Here is a 15792-nt window from a genome sequence, read left to right as displayed (position 1 = left end):
CGATCTCTACGCGCGTCAGTAGGCGATCGTGAGGGGCAGACCGGCACGGCAGGCGTTGTTGCCGTCGGAACAGCGCACCGAAAGATACGAGCCAACGCCGATCTCGGCGAAGTTCCGCAGGCTCTCCGTGCCCGGTACGAAGTACCCTCCGTGCCCCTCGGCGCCCGCCGCGGACAGCAGCCGGGCCCCGAACCCCGCGGACACCGGGTCCGCGCCGTGCCCGAGGCCGCCGACCTCCAGGTTCGGCACGTCCGCGACCCAGTCGCCCTCGTCCCGCATGGCCCAGACCCTGGCGCCCGTACCGAGCCCCGTCACGCTCGACGCGCGCATGCCGGGGCTGCCGGAGACCGCGATGTCGGTGACCCGGCGCGGCAGGTAGCGGGCGGCCACCCCGCACAGCACCGAGCCGTAGCTGTGGCAGTAGAGCGCCACCGTGGAGCTGCCGGGCAGCACGTCGAGGAGCGCGTCGAGGCGCACCGCCCCGTCCTGCGCGCGCTTGGCGGTGGCCGCCTCCACGCCGAGGCCGCTGGGGGCGGTGTAGTCGGCCCACGCGATCACGGCGGTGTCGGCGCCGGGGTTCGCGCTGCGCTCCGCCCGGTACAGCGCGGTGCCCATGCCCTCGGTCGAGGCGTACGGGTGGCGGGCGGACTTGAAGCTCATCAGGTCGGTGTCGACACCGGGCACCACGACCGAGATCCGCCGCGCCGTGTCCAGGTCGCCCAGCACCTCCGCGATCCGGCCCGAGCCCGTCGGGTCGAACGCCAGGATCTTGCGCCCGGGCTCCAGCAGCGACTCCAGGCGGTGCATCAGCCGGCCCGCGTCGTGCTGGCCGGTCGGCGAGAGCCGGGCGTCGTGCATCCGGCGCCGCTCCACCTTTCTGGCCTGGTCGAGCGCGATCCGGTTGGCGCGGTAACGCAGTTCCACGGGGGCGCCGTTCATGTTGCCCACCGCCAGCGGGTACCGGGCGGCGAGGGTGGCGCGCTGCCCCGCGCCGAGCGCGGCGAAGAACCGGGCGAGCCTGGTGGGCCCCGAGCCCACGGGCGGCAGCCGGTGCCCGCCGAGCCGCCCGTGCCCCCAGGCGGCGCGGGCCGCCGCGATGGGGGAGGAGGGCGGGTGGTTCTGGTGCAGCGCCGTCCACCCGGTGGTGGCGAGCATGACGAACGCGACGGACAGCGCGAGCAGTGCCCGCCACGCGCTGATCTGGGGGGACGAGTCGAAGGAAGTCACTGCGCAACACCCTAGAGGACGTCTTGCCGATCTCCGCGGGGCCGTGACACCCCCGGGGAAGCCTGGTGCGGGCCGTGAGCCGTCGAGCGAACGCCTCACCCGGCGGCGGTGCGGCCGGGCGGGGGTGTGCGGGCCGGTCCCGGTCTGCGTCATCTCATATGGCCGACGCTACGGCGCGTACCCGCCCCAGGCGTGGCGACGCGCCCGCAGGTCCCGCCGCACCCCGCGGCCGGGCGCGCCCCCTCACTCCTTCGCGGCGGCCCGCCCCGCGGACGCGGCGGGCCGCCGGGCACCGGTCTCGGCCTGGGCAGGCCCCGCGCCCCTCGGGCCGCGCGCGGTGCCCGCGCCCGCGGGGCCGCGCCAGCGCCCGGCGAGCGCGGGCCCGAGCTGGTCGATGTGGTGCGTGGTGATACGGCGGATCGAGGCGAGGCTGGTCTCGTCGCCCATGCTCCAGCGCCGCCCCGACAGGCGCAGCACCCCGCTGAGCGCGCCCACCAGTACGTACGGGCGGGCGTCCGCCTCGGGGTCGAGGCCCTCCCGGTCGGCGATCACCCGTACCAGCTCGTCCTCCTGCTCGGTGGAGCGCCGCAGCAGGGAGGCGAGCAGCGCGGGGGTGGACTCGATGAGCTGCTGCATACGCATGTACAGCTCAAGGGGCACCACCTCGGCCACGGACCGCTCGATGGTGTCCCAGGAGTCGACCACGGCGCCCCGCATCGCCTCCAGCGGCCCCTCGTCGCCGGGGCGCTCGCGCACCGCGTGCATGAAGGAGGACTCGGCGAGGCGGTGCACCGCGAAGGCGGCGTCCTCCTTGCCCGCGAAGTAGCGGAAGAAGGTGCGCTGGGAGACGCCCACCGCCTCGACGATCTCGTCGACGGTGGTCTCCTCGAATCCCTGCGTCACGAAGAGTTCGAGCGCGGCGCGCAGCAGCGCGTCCCGGGTGCGCCGCTTCTTGCGCTCCCGCAGTCCCGTACGGGCCGACGTCACTCCCTGGTCCTCGATCTCTCTGCCCCTTGGCCGTTCTCCCGGGTGTTCCCCCGGGTTGGTTCTCCGCAGGCGGCCCCACGGTCCATTATGGATGTGAGCAACCTGACAGTTACTGAATTGTGAATTGGTTTGTCAACTGTCAGCGTCTGACATTAGCCTCCACGATATGACTAGTCAGACCGCCGTCGATACGACTGGCCCGGCCGACGGCGCGTCGGTCTCGTCCGTTCCACCGCAGCGCAAGGGCCTGCGCGGCCACCCCTGGCTGACCCTCTTCTCCGTCGCCATCGGCGTCATGATGGTCGCCCTCGACGGCACCATCGTCGCCATCGCCAACCCTGCCATCCAGTCCGACCTGGGCGCCTCGCTCGCCGACGTCCAGTGGATCACCAACGGCTACCTCCTCGCCCTCGCGGTGTCCCTGATCACCGCGGGCAAGCTCGGGGACCGCTTCGGGCACCGCCAGACGTTCCTCATCGGCGTCGTCGGCTTCGCCGCCGCCTCCGGCATCATCGGCCTGTCGAGCAGCGTCTCCGTCGTCATCGGATTCCGGGTGCTCCAGGGCCTGTTCGGCGCCCTGCTGATGCCGGCCGCGCTCGGCCTGCTGCGCGCCACCTTCCCGGCCGAGAAGCTCAACATGGCCATCGGCATCTGGGGCATGGTCATCGGCGCTTCCACCGCGGGCGGCCCGATCCTCGGCGGTGTGCTCGTGGAGCATGTGAGCTGGCAGTCGGTGTTCTTCATCAACGTGCCCGTCGGCGTGGTCGCCCTCGCCCTCGGCGCGTTCATCCTGATGGACCACCGCGCGAAGAACGCGCCGCGCTCCTTCGACATCGGCGGCATCGTCCTGCTCTCCGCCGCGATGTTCGCGCTCATCTGGGGCCTGATCAAGGCCGGCGACCCGTGGGGCTGGGGCAGCGGCAAGACCTGGGGCTTCCTGGTCGGCTCCCTCGTCTGCTTCGCCCTCTTCGCCCTCTGGGAGAACCGGGTGCGCGAACCGCTCATCCCGCTGGGCATGTTCCGCTCGATCCCGCTGACCGCGGGCACCGTCCTCATGGTGCTCATGGCCTTCGCCTTCATGGGCGGCCTGTTCTTCGTCACGTTCTACCTCCAGAACGTGCACGGCATGAGCCCCGTCGACAGCGGCATGCACCTGCTGCCGCTCACCGCGATGATGATCGTGTCCTCGCCGGTCGCGGGCGCCCTCATCACCCGCTTCGGGCCCCGGGTGCCGCTGGTCGGCGGCATGGTCTGCACCGCGGTCGCGATGTTCGGCATGACCACCATGTCCACCGGCACGGGCACCCTGTCCATGTCCCTCTGGTTCCTGCTGCTCGGCCTCGGCCTGGCGCCGGTCATGGTCGGCGCCACCGACGTCATCGTCGGCAACGCCCCGATCGAGCTGTCCGGTGTCGCGGGCGGCCTCCAGCAGGCCGCGATGCAGGTCGGCGGCAGCCTCGGCACGGCGGTGCTCGGCGCCGTCATGTCCAACAAGGTCAGCTCGGCGCTCGCCGGGAACTGGAAGGACTCGGGCCTGCCGGGCAACCCGCCCCCCGGCCTCGACAAGGCCGCGGCCACCGGCGGTGTGCCGCCCCAGGTCGCCAAGGCGGACGGTGTCACCCCGCAGATCCTCGGCCGCATCTCGCACGCCGTGCACGACACCTTCGTCTCCGGCATGGGCGTCGCCTTCACCGTCGCCGGTGTGGTCGCCGTGATCGCGGCGGTCGTCGCGGTCTTCACCAAGAAGGGCGAGCATGCCACCGAGGGGGTCGCGCACATCTAGCGCCGCAACAGGCAACGTTCACCCCGTCGCGACGCCCGCCGAGTGGCCTCGACACGGGCGTGGTAACGCCGCGAAAGCCCCGCCAGTTCCGACCGGCGGGGCTTTTCGCCATTCCGGGTGGCAACCCTCGTCACCCCTTCCCACCCCCCGTCACCGCAGGTCAGAGTGGTCGCAAGTGATCAACCACGACACGGGGGTTCGAAGCACCTATGCGTACCACCACGCCTGCCACCACCACGACCACGCCTGCCACCGTCACCGCGGCCGACGCCACCACACCTGCCGCCACCACCCGCACCGCCTCCCGGGCCCTGCCGCTCGCCGGTGCGGCCCTCACCGCGCTGACCGCGCTCGCCGGCCTCCTCGTCGCCGGTGCGCCCTCCGCCGCGGCGGGCCCCACCAGCGGCGCCTGCGGCCCCGGTGAGCTGTGCCTCTGGGCGCAGGCGCAGTTCAAGGGCGCCCGGCACCGTTACGAACTGGCCGACGTGCCCATCGAGAGCTGTGTCGCCCTCCCGGGAAGCACGACGGCCAAGTCGCTGGCCAACCGCCTCGGCCGCCCCGTCACGCTCTACCAGTCCCAGGAGTGCGCCGAGACGGCGGAGTTCGAGACCTACCCGGGCGACGGCACCTGGGTCCCACAAGCGCCGTACCAGAGCCGGGCGTTCAAGATCTGGGAGAGGTGAGCGGCCCATGGGACGGTCGGGCGCCCGGGGCGGGCCGCCCGCCGGCGGGCACCCTTCCGGGGGCACCGACGACTCCGCCGAGGCCACGGTGGCCTGGGACATCGGACGCGTCCCCCGTCTCGGCAGGTTCGCGGAGTACACCGAGTCCGTGGAGCGCACCGAGTCCGCCGAGCCCACTGGATGCGCGGAGTTCGCCCACGCCGTGGGGCTCGTGGACGTCGCGGACCTCGACCGCCTCGCGGACCTCGGCGTCGGCGTCGGCCTCGACGACCCGCTCGGCGCGGACGACTGCGACGACCTGGCGCACCTCGGCGCCCTCGACGACGGCGAAAGGGGGGACGAACTGATCGAACGGTGCTCCGTGGAGTACGGAGTCCACGACTTCGACGCCTGACGGCCACCCGGCCACCCCGGGCCCCGGCACCTCATTACCGGCTCTCTCCCCTATAGGAATCGTCTTACAGCGTCGGGCCCGGATGTGTGCCGAGGCACAAGGGAGCGCGGATGCGGAGCGCGCGTGCATCACACCCCGCACCCCGTAGGCCGGCAGGAACCGCCGGTTGAGCGTGTCGAACATGACCATGATCGCCCGCATGGGGTGCACTCCTCGGGTCGTCGTGCGGGCGTGGCCGACCGTCAGGGCGACGGGGGGCTCGTCACGCCCGCGGCGTCGAGGGAGACGAGCATCTCCTCCAGCCAGGCGATCCAGGAGTCGATCTCCGCCATGCCGCGGATGTGCGTCAGCTCCTCAAGGAGCCGCGCGCGGCGGATGTCCACCTCGGGGATCGGCGACGCGAAGTGCTGGGTGCGGTCCCGGCCGCGGAAGCGGGCCACCTGGTCCTTGCGGGCGGCGAGTTCGGTCTCGACCAGGGTGCGCAGCGCCTCCGCGTCGACGATGCCGCCGAAGAAGAAGCGGACCAGGAAGTCCGGGTCCTGGAAGCGGGCGACGGGCGTGTAAGGGGTCCGCGCCCAGGCAAGCAGCTCCGAGCGGCCCCGCTCGGTCACCAAGTAGACCTTGGCGTCGGGCCGCTTCTCCCGGGGGTCGACGGTGTGGGTGATCCACCTGCTCGCCTCCATCCGGGCGAGGACGCGGTAGATCTGGCTCTGGTCGGCGTTGGAGCGGAAGAACTTGCCGTCCTCGGACAGCCACTTCTTGACGTCGTATCCGCTCCACGGCCGCTGGGCGAACAGGCCCAGCAGAATGTGTTCGAGCTTGACCACCGATGCCCCGTCCCTGACCGCCCGCGAAACGAGCTATAGGATTCGTCCCCTATCTGCTCGTGTCGGTGTACGCAGCGGCCCGCTCGGAGGGCGGCGCCGCCCTCCGCCCGGCCCGGGGGCGGGCGGCCGTACCGGCGGGACCGGACAGGGGCCGGTGGCGGGGCCCCGCGGTGCGTCCCCCGCCACCACCCCGCCACCGACTCTCCCTACAGCCCGTACCGTTCCATGGCCTGCTTCGGCGCCTCGCGGCTCACCTTGTTCTCCGCGGCCAGTTCGGAAAGTACCCCCAGCACGATCGACTCGGCGTCGATATGGAAGTAGCGGCGGGCCGCCGCCCTGGTGTCGGCGAAGCCGAAGCCGTCCGCGCCGAGCGACTGATAGCGGCCGGGCACCCAGCGCGCGATCTGGTCGGGAACCGACCGCATCCAGTCGGAGACCGCCACGAACGGCCCCTCGGCGTCCGCGAACTTACGTGTCACATAGGGCACCCGGGGCTCGTCCTCGGGGTGCAGCAGATTGTGCCGCTCCGCCTCCACCGCGTCCCTGCGCAGTTCGTTCCAGCTCGTCGCCGACCAGACCGCGGCCCGTACGTCCCACTCCTCGGCCAGCAGCCGCTGCGCCTCCAGCGCCCACGGCACCGCGACCCCGGACGCCAGGATCTGCGCGGGCACCGTGCCGCCGCTCCCCGCGCTCAGCCGGTGCACGCCCTTGACGATGCCCTCGGCGTCCACGTCCGCCGGCTCCTCGGGGTGCCGGATCGGCTCGTTGTACGCGGTGAGGTAGTAGAAGACGTCCTGGCTCTCGCCCTCGACCGGCTCCCCGTACATCCGGCGCAGCCCGTCCCGCACGATGTGCGCGATCTCGTACCCGAACGCCGGGTCGTACGCCACGCACGCCGGGTTGGTGGACGCGAGGAGCTGCGACTGCCCGTCGGCGTGCTGAAGCCCCTCACCGGTCAGCGTCGTACGCCCCGCGGTCGCACCCAGTACGAAACCCCGTGCCATCTGGTCGGCCATCTGCCAGAACTGATCGCCGGTGCGCTGGAAACCGAACATGGAGTAAAAGACGTACACCGGGATCAGCGGCTCGCCATGGGTGGCGTAGGCCGAGCCCGCGGCGATCAGCGACGCCGTGCAGCCCGCCTCCGTGATGCCGTCGTGCAGCAACTGGCCGGTCGGGGACTCCCGGTACGCGAGCAGCAGGTCGCGGTCGACGGACTCGTACTGCTGGCCGAGCGGGTTGTAGATCTTCGCGCTCGGGAAGAACGAGTCCATGCCGAACGTGCGGTACTCGTCGGGCGCGATCAGCACGAAGCGGCGGCCAATCTCCTTGTCCCGCATGAGGTCCTTCAGCAGCCGCACAAACGCCATGGTGCTGGCGATGGTCTGGTTCCCCGAGCCCTTCTTCACGGTCGCGTACGCCTGGTCGCCGGGCAGCGCCAGCGGCTTCGCCCGTACCACCCGGGTCGGCACATAGCCGCCGAGCGAGCGGCGGCGGTCGTGCATGTACTGGATCTCCTCCGAGTCGCGCCCGGGGTGGTAGTACGGCGGGTTCCCGTCCTCCAGGGCGCTGTCGGGGATCGGCAGGTGGAGCCGGTCGCGGAAGCCCTTCAGGTCCTCGGGGGTCAGCTTCTTCATCTGGTGGGTCGCGTTGCGGCCCTCGAAGTTGGGCCCCAGGGTCCAGCCCTTCACCGTCTGCGCCAGGATCACCGTCGGCTGGCCCCGGTGCTCCTTGGCAGCCGAGAACGCCGCGAAGATCTTGCGGTGGTCGTGCCCGCCGCGCCCGAGGTGCAGCAACTGCTCGTCGGACATGTTCTCCGCCATCGCGCGCAGCCGGTGGTCGTCGCCGAAGAAGTGATCCCTGATGTACGCGCCGGTCTCCGTGGCGTACGTCTGGAACTGGCCGTCGGGCGTGGTGTTCAGCCGGTTGACGAGGACCCCGTCGCGGTCCTGGGCGAGCAGCGGGTCCCAGGAGCGGTCCCAGACCAGCTTGATCACGTTCCAGCCCGCGCCCCTGAACTGCGACTCCAGCTCCTGGATGATCTTGCCGTTGCCGCGCACCGGGCCGTCGAGGCGCTGGAGGTTGCAGTTCACCACGAAGGTGAGGTTGTCCAGGTTCTCCCTGGCCGCGATCGAGAGCTGCCCCAGCGACTCCGGCTCGTCCATCTCGCCGTCCCCGAGGAACGCCCACACATGGCAGCCCGAGGTGTCCGCGATGCCCCGCGCCTGCATGTAGCGGTTCATCCTGGCCTGGTAGATGGCGCCCAGCGGGCCGAGGCCCATGGAGACCGTGGGGAACTCCCAGAAGTCGGGCATCAGCCGGGGGTGCGGATAGCTGGAGAGCCCGTTGGGCGCCTTCGACTTCTCCTGCCGGAAGCCGTCGAGCTGCTCCTCGGTGAGCCGGTCGAGCAGGTACGCGCGCGCATAGATGCCGGGCGACGCGTGTCCCTGGAAGAAGACCTGGTCGCCGCCGGTGCCGCCCTCGCCCTCACCGTCCTTGCCGCGGAAGAAGTGGTTGAAGCCGACGTCGTAGAGGGACGCGGAGGAGGCGAAGGTGGCGATGTGCCCGCCGACACCGATACCGGGGCGCTGGGCCCTGGAGACCATCACCGCGGCGTTCCACCGGGTGGCGTTGAGGACCTTGCGCTCGATCTCCTCGTTGCCGGGGAAATAGGGCTCGTCCCTGGTGGCGATGGTGTTCACATAGTCGGTGCTGCGCGACTCGGGCAGCGCGACACGCTTCTCGCGTGCCCGCTCGAACAGCCGGAGCATCAGGTAGCGGGCGCGCTCGGGCCCGCGCTCCTTGATCGCGGCGTCCAGGGAGTCCAGCCACTCCTGGGTCTCTTCCGGATCGAAGTCCGGAACCTGGCTGGGAAGGCCGCCGATGATGATCGGGGCGCGCTTCTTGGATTCGGAGGGTTCGGGAGATCCGGAAACCACGCTGTTCCTTCACTGTCGAGGGCTCGTTCCTACAGGTCGAAGCCGGTATGGCCGGCCCGCTCCCGGCCTCGGGACCGCCGCGGGCCCGCACGAACTCCGGCCCGGTGGTGCTCTGTGCCCTGCCGGCCCCTACCAAATCGCAACGATACGCCCGCACGCGGGGCCTATTTCGCAAAATCGTTCTGCCTCATCCGTTTCGCGGCGGGGGCGGAAAACCGGCTTTGCGGATGTTTCGCCGTGTCCGCGGTGTGGGGGCTACCGTGGTGTTGTGTGGACAGATGGGGCGAAGAGCCCGGGATCGTCACCGTTTCGGCGGTCTGAAGGGCCGGGTACTTGCGCGATCCGCCCCGCCCGTGTGGACTACGGCCAACGCTTCGCATACACGCGTGGCCGAAGAACCGTCCGAACAAGATCAGGAGGCAACCCGTGAGCGCGACCGCGGACCACGCGGAGGAGCGGACGAACCCTGCCGCAAGGCTGGGGTTCCAGCCCGAGCAGGTGGTCCAGGAGATCGGCTACGACGACGACGTCGATCAGGAACTCCGCGAGGCCATTGAGGCAGTCATCGGCGGCGAACTCGTCGACGAGGACTACGACGATGTCGCCGATGCCGTCGTGCTGTGGTTCAGGGAGGACGACGGCGACCTCACGGACGCGCTGGTGGACGCCACCACGCTGATCGACGAGGGCTCCCCGGTCTGGCTGATGACGCCCAAGACCGGCAGGACGGGCTATGTCGAGCCGAGCGACATCAACGAGTCCGCGCAGACCGCGGGCCTGTCGCAGACCAAGAGCATCAGCGCGGGCAAGGACTGGACCGGCAGCCGTCTGGTCACGCCGAAGGCGGCCAAGAAGAGGTAGCAGGCCATCCCGCGCTCTCCCCGCGCGCCAAGCGCTCGCGCACCGGTGGCGCCCACGCGCGCACCGCGTCAGGCCGGGATCTTCCGTGCCCTCCCGCCGCGCCCCGGCGCGCAGTGTCGGCCCGCGCTCCCGGCGCGCCTCCGTGCCCCGGCGCCCTCCCGTACGGAACGCCCCGGTCCCGGGCCGCTCCACGCCGGGCGCATACCGCCCACCCCACTCCTCGTGCACGCGCGTGCGCACGGCGTGCGGTGGTGCGGGGGCGCCGGAGGGGGCCGGGGTGGCGCGGGGCCACGGGCCGTACGAAACGGGGCGGCGCGGCGTGGGGGCGCGTCCCCGGCGCCGATACGGAAGCCGATACGGAACGACGGGCGACCGGCGACGGGCGGAGCCGCCGTGCCGTCTCCGCCCGTCGCTCCGGGGCGGCGGCGCGCGGGGGCGCTCGCGGAACCTGCGCCCTTCGAGGGACCTGCGTGCTTCACGGCACCTGCGCGCTTCACGCTGCCTTGCCCCCGCCGCGCCGGGGCCCCGTTCCGACCCTCCGGGGCCCCCGGGCATGCCGGGGCCCCGTGGGCGTACCGCCCCCCGCGGCTCCGCGCCCCGCGCGCCACGCGTCCTGCCCCGTGCACGCCCTCTGCTCCGCCCCGCACCACCCCGCGAGCCCGTTCCCGCCACCGGCCGGGGCCGCCCGGCATGGAACCCGCGGCTCCGGGAAGTCTCCCGTACCCGGCCGTGCGCCCGCGCGGGAACGGTCCCGGGGGCGGCCCGGGCCCGCCTCGGCCGTGCCCCCTACGGTGAAGACCGCAACACCTCTCGGACGGATCGGACGGAAAGGCATGACCATGGCGATCGAAGCCGGTGCCAAGGCTCCCGACTTCGCACTGAAGAGCCAGCACGGCGAGACCGTGCGGCTCGGCGACTTCCGCGGCGACAAGAGCGTCGTACTCGTCTTCTACCCCTACGCCTTCACGGGCGTCTGCACGGGCGAGCTGTGCGCGCTGCGCGACGCCCTGCCGAAGTTCGTCAACGACGACGTGCAACTGCTCGCGGTGTCCAACGACGCCCCCTTCAGCCTGCGTGTCTTCGCGGAGCGTGAGGGCCTCGAATACCCGCTGCTGTCGGACTTCTGGCCGCACGGCGAGGCGTCGCGCGCGTACGGCGTCTTCGACGAGGAGAAGGGCTGCGCGGTCCGCGGCACCTTCGTCATCGACAAGGAGGGCGTCATCCGCTGGACCGTGGTGAACGCCATTCCGGACGCGAGGGACCTCAACGACTACGTGAAGGCCCTCGACACTCTGTGATTTGTCGGGGTCACGGCCTGCGGAGGCCGGGAACCCGTCACTAGGATCGGCTCGTTGATCCTGTTGTCGACACACGACGGGGCTCCCCGCCCCTGAAACCCAAGGGAGGACTCGTGGGAGTCAGTCTCAGCAAGGGCGGAAATGTTTCGCTGTCGAAGGAGGCCCCCGGCCTGACCGCCGTTCTCATCGGTCTGGGCTGGGACGTGCGCACCACCACGGGTGCGGACTTCGACCTCGACGCCAGCGCCCTCCTGACCAACGCGGAGGGCAAGGTCACCAACGACCAGAACTTCGTCTTCTTCAACAACCTGAAGAGCCCGGAGGGCTCGGTCGAGCACACCGGGGACAATCTCACGGGTGAGGGCGAGGGCGACGACGAGGCCATCAAGGTCAACCTCGCGAGCGTCCCCGCCGACGTGGAGAAGATCGTCTTCCCGGTGTCCATCTACGACGCCGAGAACCGCCAGCAGTCCTTCGGCCAGGTGCGCAACGCGTTCATCCGCGTCGTCAACCAGGCCAACAACCAGGAGATCGCCCGGTACGACCTCTCCGAGGACGCGTCGACGGAGACCGCGATGGTCTTCGGCGAGCTGTACCGGCACGGCGCGGAGTGGAAGTTCCGCGCCATCGGCCAGGGCTACGCCTCGGGCCTGCGCGGCATCGCCCAGGACTTCGGCGTCAACGTCTGAGGCACCGGGGACCGGCCGTCGCACGGCCTTGTTCCGCGGTCCTCGCGCGCCGCGCCCCGAGCGCGGCGCGCCGCGGCGTCCGGACACCGCGACCGGCCCCCAAGGGCCCCGCGGCGCCCGTGCGCGACGGCGCGGGACCGACAGCTCCACCGTCCGGCGCCGCACCCCGGGGTGCGGCGCCGGACGCGCTGAACAAACACCGTGTTTTTGTTCTTCGTTTTTCTCATCGGGGAGGACCGCGAAATGGGCGTCACGCTCGCCAAGGGAGGCAACGTCTCCCTCTCCAAGGCCGCACCGAATCTCACCCAGGTCATGGTGGGCCTCGGCTGGGACGCGCGCTCCACCACGGGAGCGCCCTTCGACCTCGACGCCAGCGCCCTTTTGTGCAGCTCGGGCCGGGTCCTCGGGGACGAGTGGTTCGTCTTCTACAACAACCTGAAGAGCCCCGACGGCTCCGTCGAGCACACCGGGGACAATCTCACGGGTGAGGGCGACGGCGACGACGAGTCGATCCTGGTCGACCTGACCAAGGTCCCCGAGGGCTGCGACAAGATCGCGTTCCCGGTGTCGATCCACGAGGCCGACAACAGAGGCCAGACGTTCGGCCAGGTCAGCAACGCCTTCATCCGCGTGGTCAACCAGTCCGACGGCCAGGAGCTGGCCCGCTACGACCTCTCCGAGGACGCCTCGACAGAGACGGCGATGATCTTCGGCGAGCTGTACCGCTATGGCGGCGAGTGGAAGTTCCGTGCGGTTGGGCAGGGCTACGCGTCCGGCCTCAGGGGCATCGCTCTAGACTTCGGGGTCAATGTTTCGTAAAGCCGGATGCGGCACGGGAGGGACCGTGGCCGACTCCGACGGGGGGACCCCCCATTCATGATTGGGTAGCCAGTGCTTCTGAAAACCTTCGGCTGGTCCTTCGGGATCACCGTCATCGGCTTGGCCTTGGCCGCGCTCTACGGGGGGTGGACGGCCTTCGGGATCGTGGCGATCCTCGCCATCCTCGAAATCTCGCTGTCGTTCGACAACGCGGTGGTCAACGCCGGTGTCCTGAAGAAGATGAGCGCCTTCTGGCAGAAGATCTTCCTCACGGTCGGCGTGCTGATCGCCGTCTTCGGCATGCGGCTGGTCTTTCCGGTCCTCATCGTCGCCATCACCGCCAAGCTGAACCCGGTGGACGCCGTCAATCTGGCGCTGACGGACAAGGACCGCTACCAGCAGTTGGTGACGGACGCCCACCCCGCCATCGCCGCGTTCGGCAGCATGTTCCTGCTGATGATCTTCCTCGACTTCATATTCGAGGAACGGGACATCCAGTGGCTGCGCTGGATCGAGCGCCCGCTCTCGAAGCTCGGCAAGGTCGACATGCTGTCGGTCTGCATCGCCATGGTGGTCCTGCTGGTCTCGTCGTTCACCGTGGCCGCCTCGGCGCACCAGCACGGCGGGCACCACGCGGACAAGGGGCAGACGGTACTGATCGCCGGCATCGCGGGGCTGATCACGTATCTCGTGGTCGGCGGCCTCTCCGGCTTCTTCGAGAACCGTCTCGAAGAGGAGGAGGAGCGCGAACAGGCCGAGGAGGAAGAGGCCGAGCGCAAGGGGCGCAAGCGCTCCGCCATGGCGCTCACCGGCCAGGCGGCGTTCTTCATGTTCCTCTACCTGGAAGTGCTGGACGCGTCCTTCTCGTTCGACGGTGTCATCGGCGCCTTCGCGATCACCAACGACATCGTGCTGATGGCGCTCGGCCTCGGCATCGGCGCGATGTACGTGCGGTCCCTGACCGTGTACCTCGTGCGCCAGGGCACCCTCGACGACTATGTCTACCTGGAGCACGGCGCGCACTACGCCATCGGCGCCCTGTCCGGCATCCTGATCGTCACCATCCAGTACCAGATCAACGAGGTCATCACGGGCCTGGTCGGGGTGGTCCTGATCGCCTGGTCCTTCTGGTCGTCGGTCCGCCGCAACCGCGCGCTGGCGGCGGAGGGCTCGGACGACGCCTCGCAGGAGAAGCCGGAGGTCTCCTCCGGGGTCTGACCGGGCGGCGGCCCCCCGATCATCCCTCCCGGGGCCCCGTCGGCCGACCGCGGCCGAATCCGGCGTGTGACCCGGGCGCCGGTACGGGAACGCTCTCTGGGGAGTGTCTTCAAAAGAGCGTTGAAGACACGACCTAGCGGGGGCGGCGCAGGGCTCAAGGCCCCGGGCCGCCCCCGCTGTCCTTGCGCGGGGCCGGGGCGGGTATCCCGGCGCGCGAACCGGGGACAGGCGTGGCAGGCAGGACCGGCAGACGGAAGAGGACAGGGAGACCTGGGGGCGGCATGTCATTCTGGAGCAATCTGTGGCGCGGCAGCGCGGCCCAGTTCGACTCGGGCAGCGCGGCGTCCAACGCGATCGAACTCACCAAGCGCAGGGGCACGGTCTCCCTCACCAAACAGGGCGCCGACACCGGCAATCTGCGGGTCAACCTCTCCTGGCGGATGCGTACCTCCGACATCGGCTCGGGCGGCGGCACCGGCGGCTCGCTGCGCCACCCGCTGAGCCTGTTCAAGCCGGACGTGGTGCAGGCGCACACCCAGAGCATGGTCAACGTCGACCTCGACCTGGGCTGCATGTACGAGCTGGCGGACGGCGAGAAGGGGGTCGTCCAGCCGCTCGGCGACTTCTTCGGGGAGCTGAACGCGCCGCCGTACGTGAAGTCCAGCGGGGACGACCGCTTCGGGTCGGGCTCTGGCGAGACGATCTTCGTCAACCTCGACCACAGCGACGAGATCAAGCGGCTGCTGGTCTTCGTCTACATCTACGACCAGACCCCGGCCTTCGACCGCACCCACGCGGTCGTCACGCTCTACCCGAGCAGCGGCCCCCGTATCGAGATCGGCCTCGACGAGCGCGCCCCGCAGGCCAGGTCCTGCGCGGTGCTGCTGCTGGAGAACGTGAAGGGCGATCTGACGGTGCGCCGCGAGGTCAAGTTCGTCTACGGCTTCCAGGCCGAACTCGACCGGCTCTACGGCTGGGGCCTGCAATGGGGCCGCGGCTACAAGTCGCGCTCCGGGCGCTGAGCGGGCCCGGGGGCCGGGGGCCTCGTCCGGGCGGGAACCCCGGGGGGTCTCACCTGGGCAGGAACTGGGGCCCCTGCGGCGGCAGCACCGCCTCGGGCTCCGCGGCGCCCACCGGCTGGGGGTAGCCGTACGCGGGCCCGGGGCCCGGGGGCGCGGTCTGGGTCGCGGCGGCCGGGGGGTAGCCGTAGGCGGCGGGCCCTTGGGCCTGGGTGGGGGCGCTCGGCGGATAGCCGTACGCCGGAGCGGGCGCCGGTTCGGGCGCGGGCGGCGCCGCGGGCGCGGACTGCGGGGCGGCGGACTCCGCCTCGTCCACGGAGATGCCGAAGTCGGTGGCGAGCCCCACCAGGCCGTTGGAGTAGCCCTCGCCGAGCGCGCGGAACTTCCAGCCCTCGCCGCGGCGGTACAGCTCGCCGCAGATCAGCGCCGTCTCCGCGCCGGTCTCCGGCTTGATGTCGAAGTGCGCCACGGGCTCGGCGGGCGCCGCCGCGTCGTAGAGGACTATCCGCAGCGACTGCACGCGGTCGAAGGTCATGTTGTCCGCCGACGCCACCAGCAGCACCCGGCTGATCTCGGGGCCGAGCCCCGCGAGGTCCGCCTGCACGGTGTCGGTCAGGCCCTCGGGCGCCCGCTTCTTGCCGAGCCGCCACACCTTGCCCGAGGGGTGCCTCGGCTGGTTGTAGAAGACGAAGTCCTCGTCCGAGCGCACCCGACCGTCCCCGCCGAGCAGCAGCGCCGAGACGTCGACGTCCGGCGCCACCTGATGGGGGCTCCAGCACAGCACGGCGCGTACCGCCGCCGCCTCCACCGGGACGTTCGACCCCTTCAGCATCGCGTGCGTCATGCGGCCATCCTGCCCGCTGCACGGGCGCCGGGACAATGCGGGGTGCCCGCCGGTGCCGGGCCCGACCACCCCTGGCCATCCGCAGGGGAGAACCGTGCGTCACGGTGGGCGCGCGGCCACCTCACGGTTACCTGATTTTCATACCCTGCGGGAACCGGCGGTACTGATCCATACGTACTATTACCGGCCATGTAAAAACGATCC

General features: G+C 70.9%; 14 protein-coding genes. 9 read left to right on the top strand and 5 right to left on the bottom strand.

All coding sequences use genetic code 11. The features are described 5' to 3' along the window. Positions 1–15: 15 nt before the first annotated feature. A complete protein-coding gene (locus tag ACIBIW_RS25195; protein ID WP_399339289.1) occupies positions 16–1227 on the bottom strand; it encodes an alpha/beta hydrolase in 1212 nt (403 codons plus the stop codon). A gap of 243 nt (positions 1228–1470) precedes the next feature. Next, on the bottom strand, positions 1471–2214 hold the full coding sequence (locus tag ACIBIW_RS25190; protein WP_399339288.1) for a TetR family transcriptional regulator: 744 nt from the start codon (positions 2212–2214) through the stop codon (positions 1471–1473). Positions 2215–2380: 166 nt separating this feature from the next. Here ACIBIW_RS25190 and ACIBIW_RS25185 point away from each other — a divergent pair, with 166 nt between their 5' ends. The 3 genes from ACIBIW_RS25185 to ACIBIW_RS25175 all read left to right on the top strand — a co-directional run bounded on the left by ACIBIW_RS25185 (position 2381) and on the right by ACIBIW_RS25175 (position 5074). Then, a complete protein-coding gene (locus ACIBIW_RS25185) occupies positions 2381–3997 on the top strand; it encodes an MFS transporter (protein ID WP_399339287.1) in 1617 nt (538 codons plus the stop codon). Positions 3998–4206: 209 nt separating this feature from the next. Beyond that, positions 4207–4680, top strand: a complete 474-nt coding sequence (locus ACIBIW_RS25180; protein ID WP_399339286.1) for a peptidase inhibitor family I36 protein — start codon at positions 4207–4209, stop codon at positions 4678–4680. Between the two features lie 7 nt (positions 4681–4687). Beyond that, positions 4688–5074, top strand: a complete 387-nt coding sequence (locus ACIBIW_RS25175) for a hypothetical protein (RefSeq protein ID WP_399339285.1) — start codon at positions 4688–4690, stop codon at positions 5072–5074. Between the two features lie 242 nt (positions 5075–5316). On the opposite strand, the gene ACIBIW_RS25170 is transcribed toward ACIBIW_RS25175, so the two are convergent. Both ACIBIW_RS25170 and aceE read right to left on the bottom strand, forming a co-directional pair. Beyond that, positions 5317–5901: a PadR family transcriptional regulator gene (locus tag ACIBIW_RS25170; protein ID WP_399339284.1), complete on the bottom strand. Its 585-nt coding sequence runs from the start codon at positions 5899–5901 to the stop codon at positions 5317–5319. A gap of 206 nt (positions 5902–6107) precedes the next feature. Next, on the bottom strand, positions 6108–8840 hold the full coding sequence (gene aceE, locus ACIBIW_RS25165) for a pyruvate dehydrogenase (acetyl-transferring), homodimeric type (RefSeq protein WP_399339283.1): 2733 nt from the start codon (positions 8838–8840) through the stop codon (positions 6108–6110). Positions 8841–9266: 426 nt separating this feature from the next. On the opposite strand from aceE, the gene ACIBIW_RS25160 reads away from it, so the two are divergent. The 6 genes from ACIBIW_RS25160 (at position 9267) to ACIBIW_RS25135 (ending at position 14747) form a co-directional block, all read left to right on the top strand. Then, entirely contained in the window at positions 9267–9701 is a 435-nt protein-coding gene (locus tag ACIBIW_RS25160; RefSeq protein ID WP_399339282.1) for a DUF3052 domain-containing protein, read from the top strand. Positions 9702–10540: 839 nt separating this feature from the next. Then, a complete protein-coding gene (locus ACIBIW_RS25155) occupies positions 10541–10999 on the top strand; it encodes a peroxiredoxin (RefSeq protein ID WP_399339479.1) in 459 nt (152 codons plus the stop codon). A 113-nt stretch (positions 11000–11112) separates the two neighbouring features. Beyond that, on the top strand, positions 11113–11688 hold the full coding sequence (locus ACIBIW_RS25150; RefSeq protein ID WP_399339281.1) for a TerD family protein: 576 nt from the start codon (positions 11113–11115) through the stop codon (positions 11686–11688). Positions 11689–11931: 243 nt separating this feature from the next. Continuing rightward, positions 11932–12507: a TerD family protein gene (locus tag ACIBIW_RS25145; protein ID WP_399339280.1), complete on the top strand. Its 576-nt coding sequence runs from the start codon at positions 11932–11934 to the stop codon at positions 12505–12507. Between the two features lie 72 nt (positions 12508–12579). Then, positions 12580–13725, top strand: coding sequence for a DUF475 domain-containing protein (locus tag ACIBIW_RS25140; RefSeq protein WP_399339279.1), 1146 nt, complete (start codon positions 12580–12582; stop codon positions 13723–13725). A gap of 281 nt (positions 13726–14006) precedes the next feature. Continuing rightward, positions 14007–14747, top strand: coding sequence for a Tellurium resistance (locus tag ACIBIW_RS25135; protein ID WP_399339278.1), 741 nt, complete (start codon positions 14007–14009; stop codon positions 14745–14747). 49 nt (positions 14748–14796) lie between these two features. Here the strand turns inward: ACIBIW_RS25135 and ACIBIW_RS25130 are convergent, their stop codons facing one another. After that, positions 14797–15588 (bottom strand): TerD family protein, encoded by a 792-nt coding sequence (locus tag ACIBIW_RS25130; RefSeq protein ID WP_399339276.1) that lies wholly within the window; start codon positions 15586–15588, stop codon positions 14797–14799. Positions 15589–15792: the final 204 nt, after the last annotated feature.

The sequence above is a fragment of the Streptomyces sp. NPDC050560 genome, from assembly GCF_044457285.1.
In the GTDB taxonomy this organism is placed as follows: domain Bacteria; phylum Actinomycetota; class Actinomycetes; order Streptomycetales; family Streptomycetaceae; genus Streptomyces.
The sequence above is the reverse complement of the archived record's forward strand: the minus strand, read 5'-3'. Positions and strand labels throughout refer to the sequence as shown.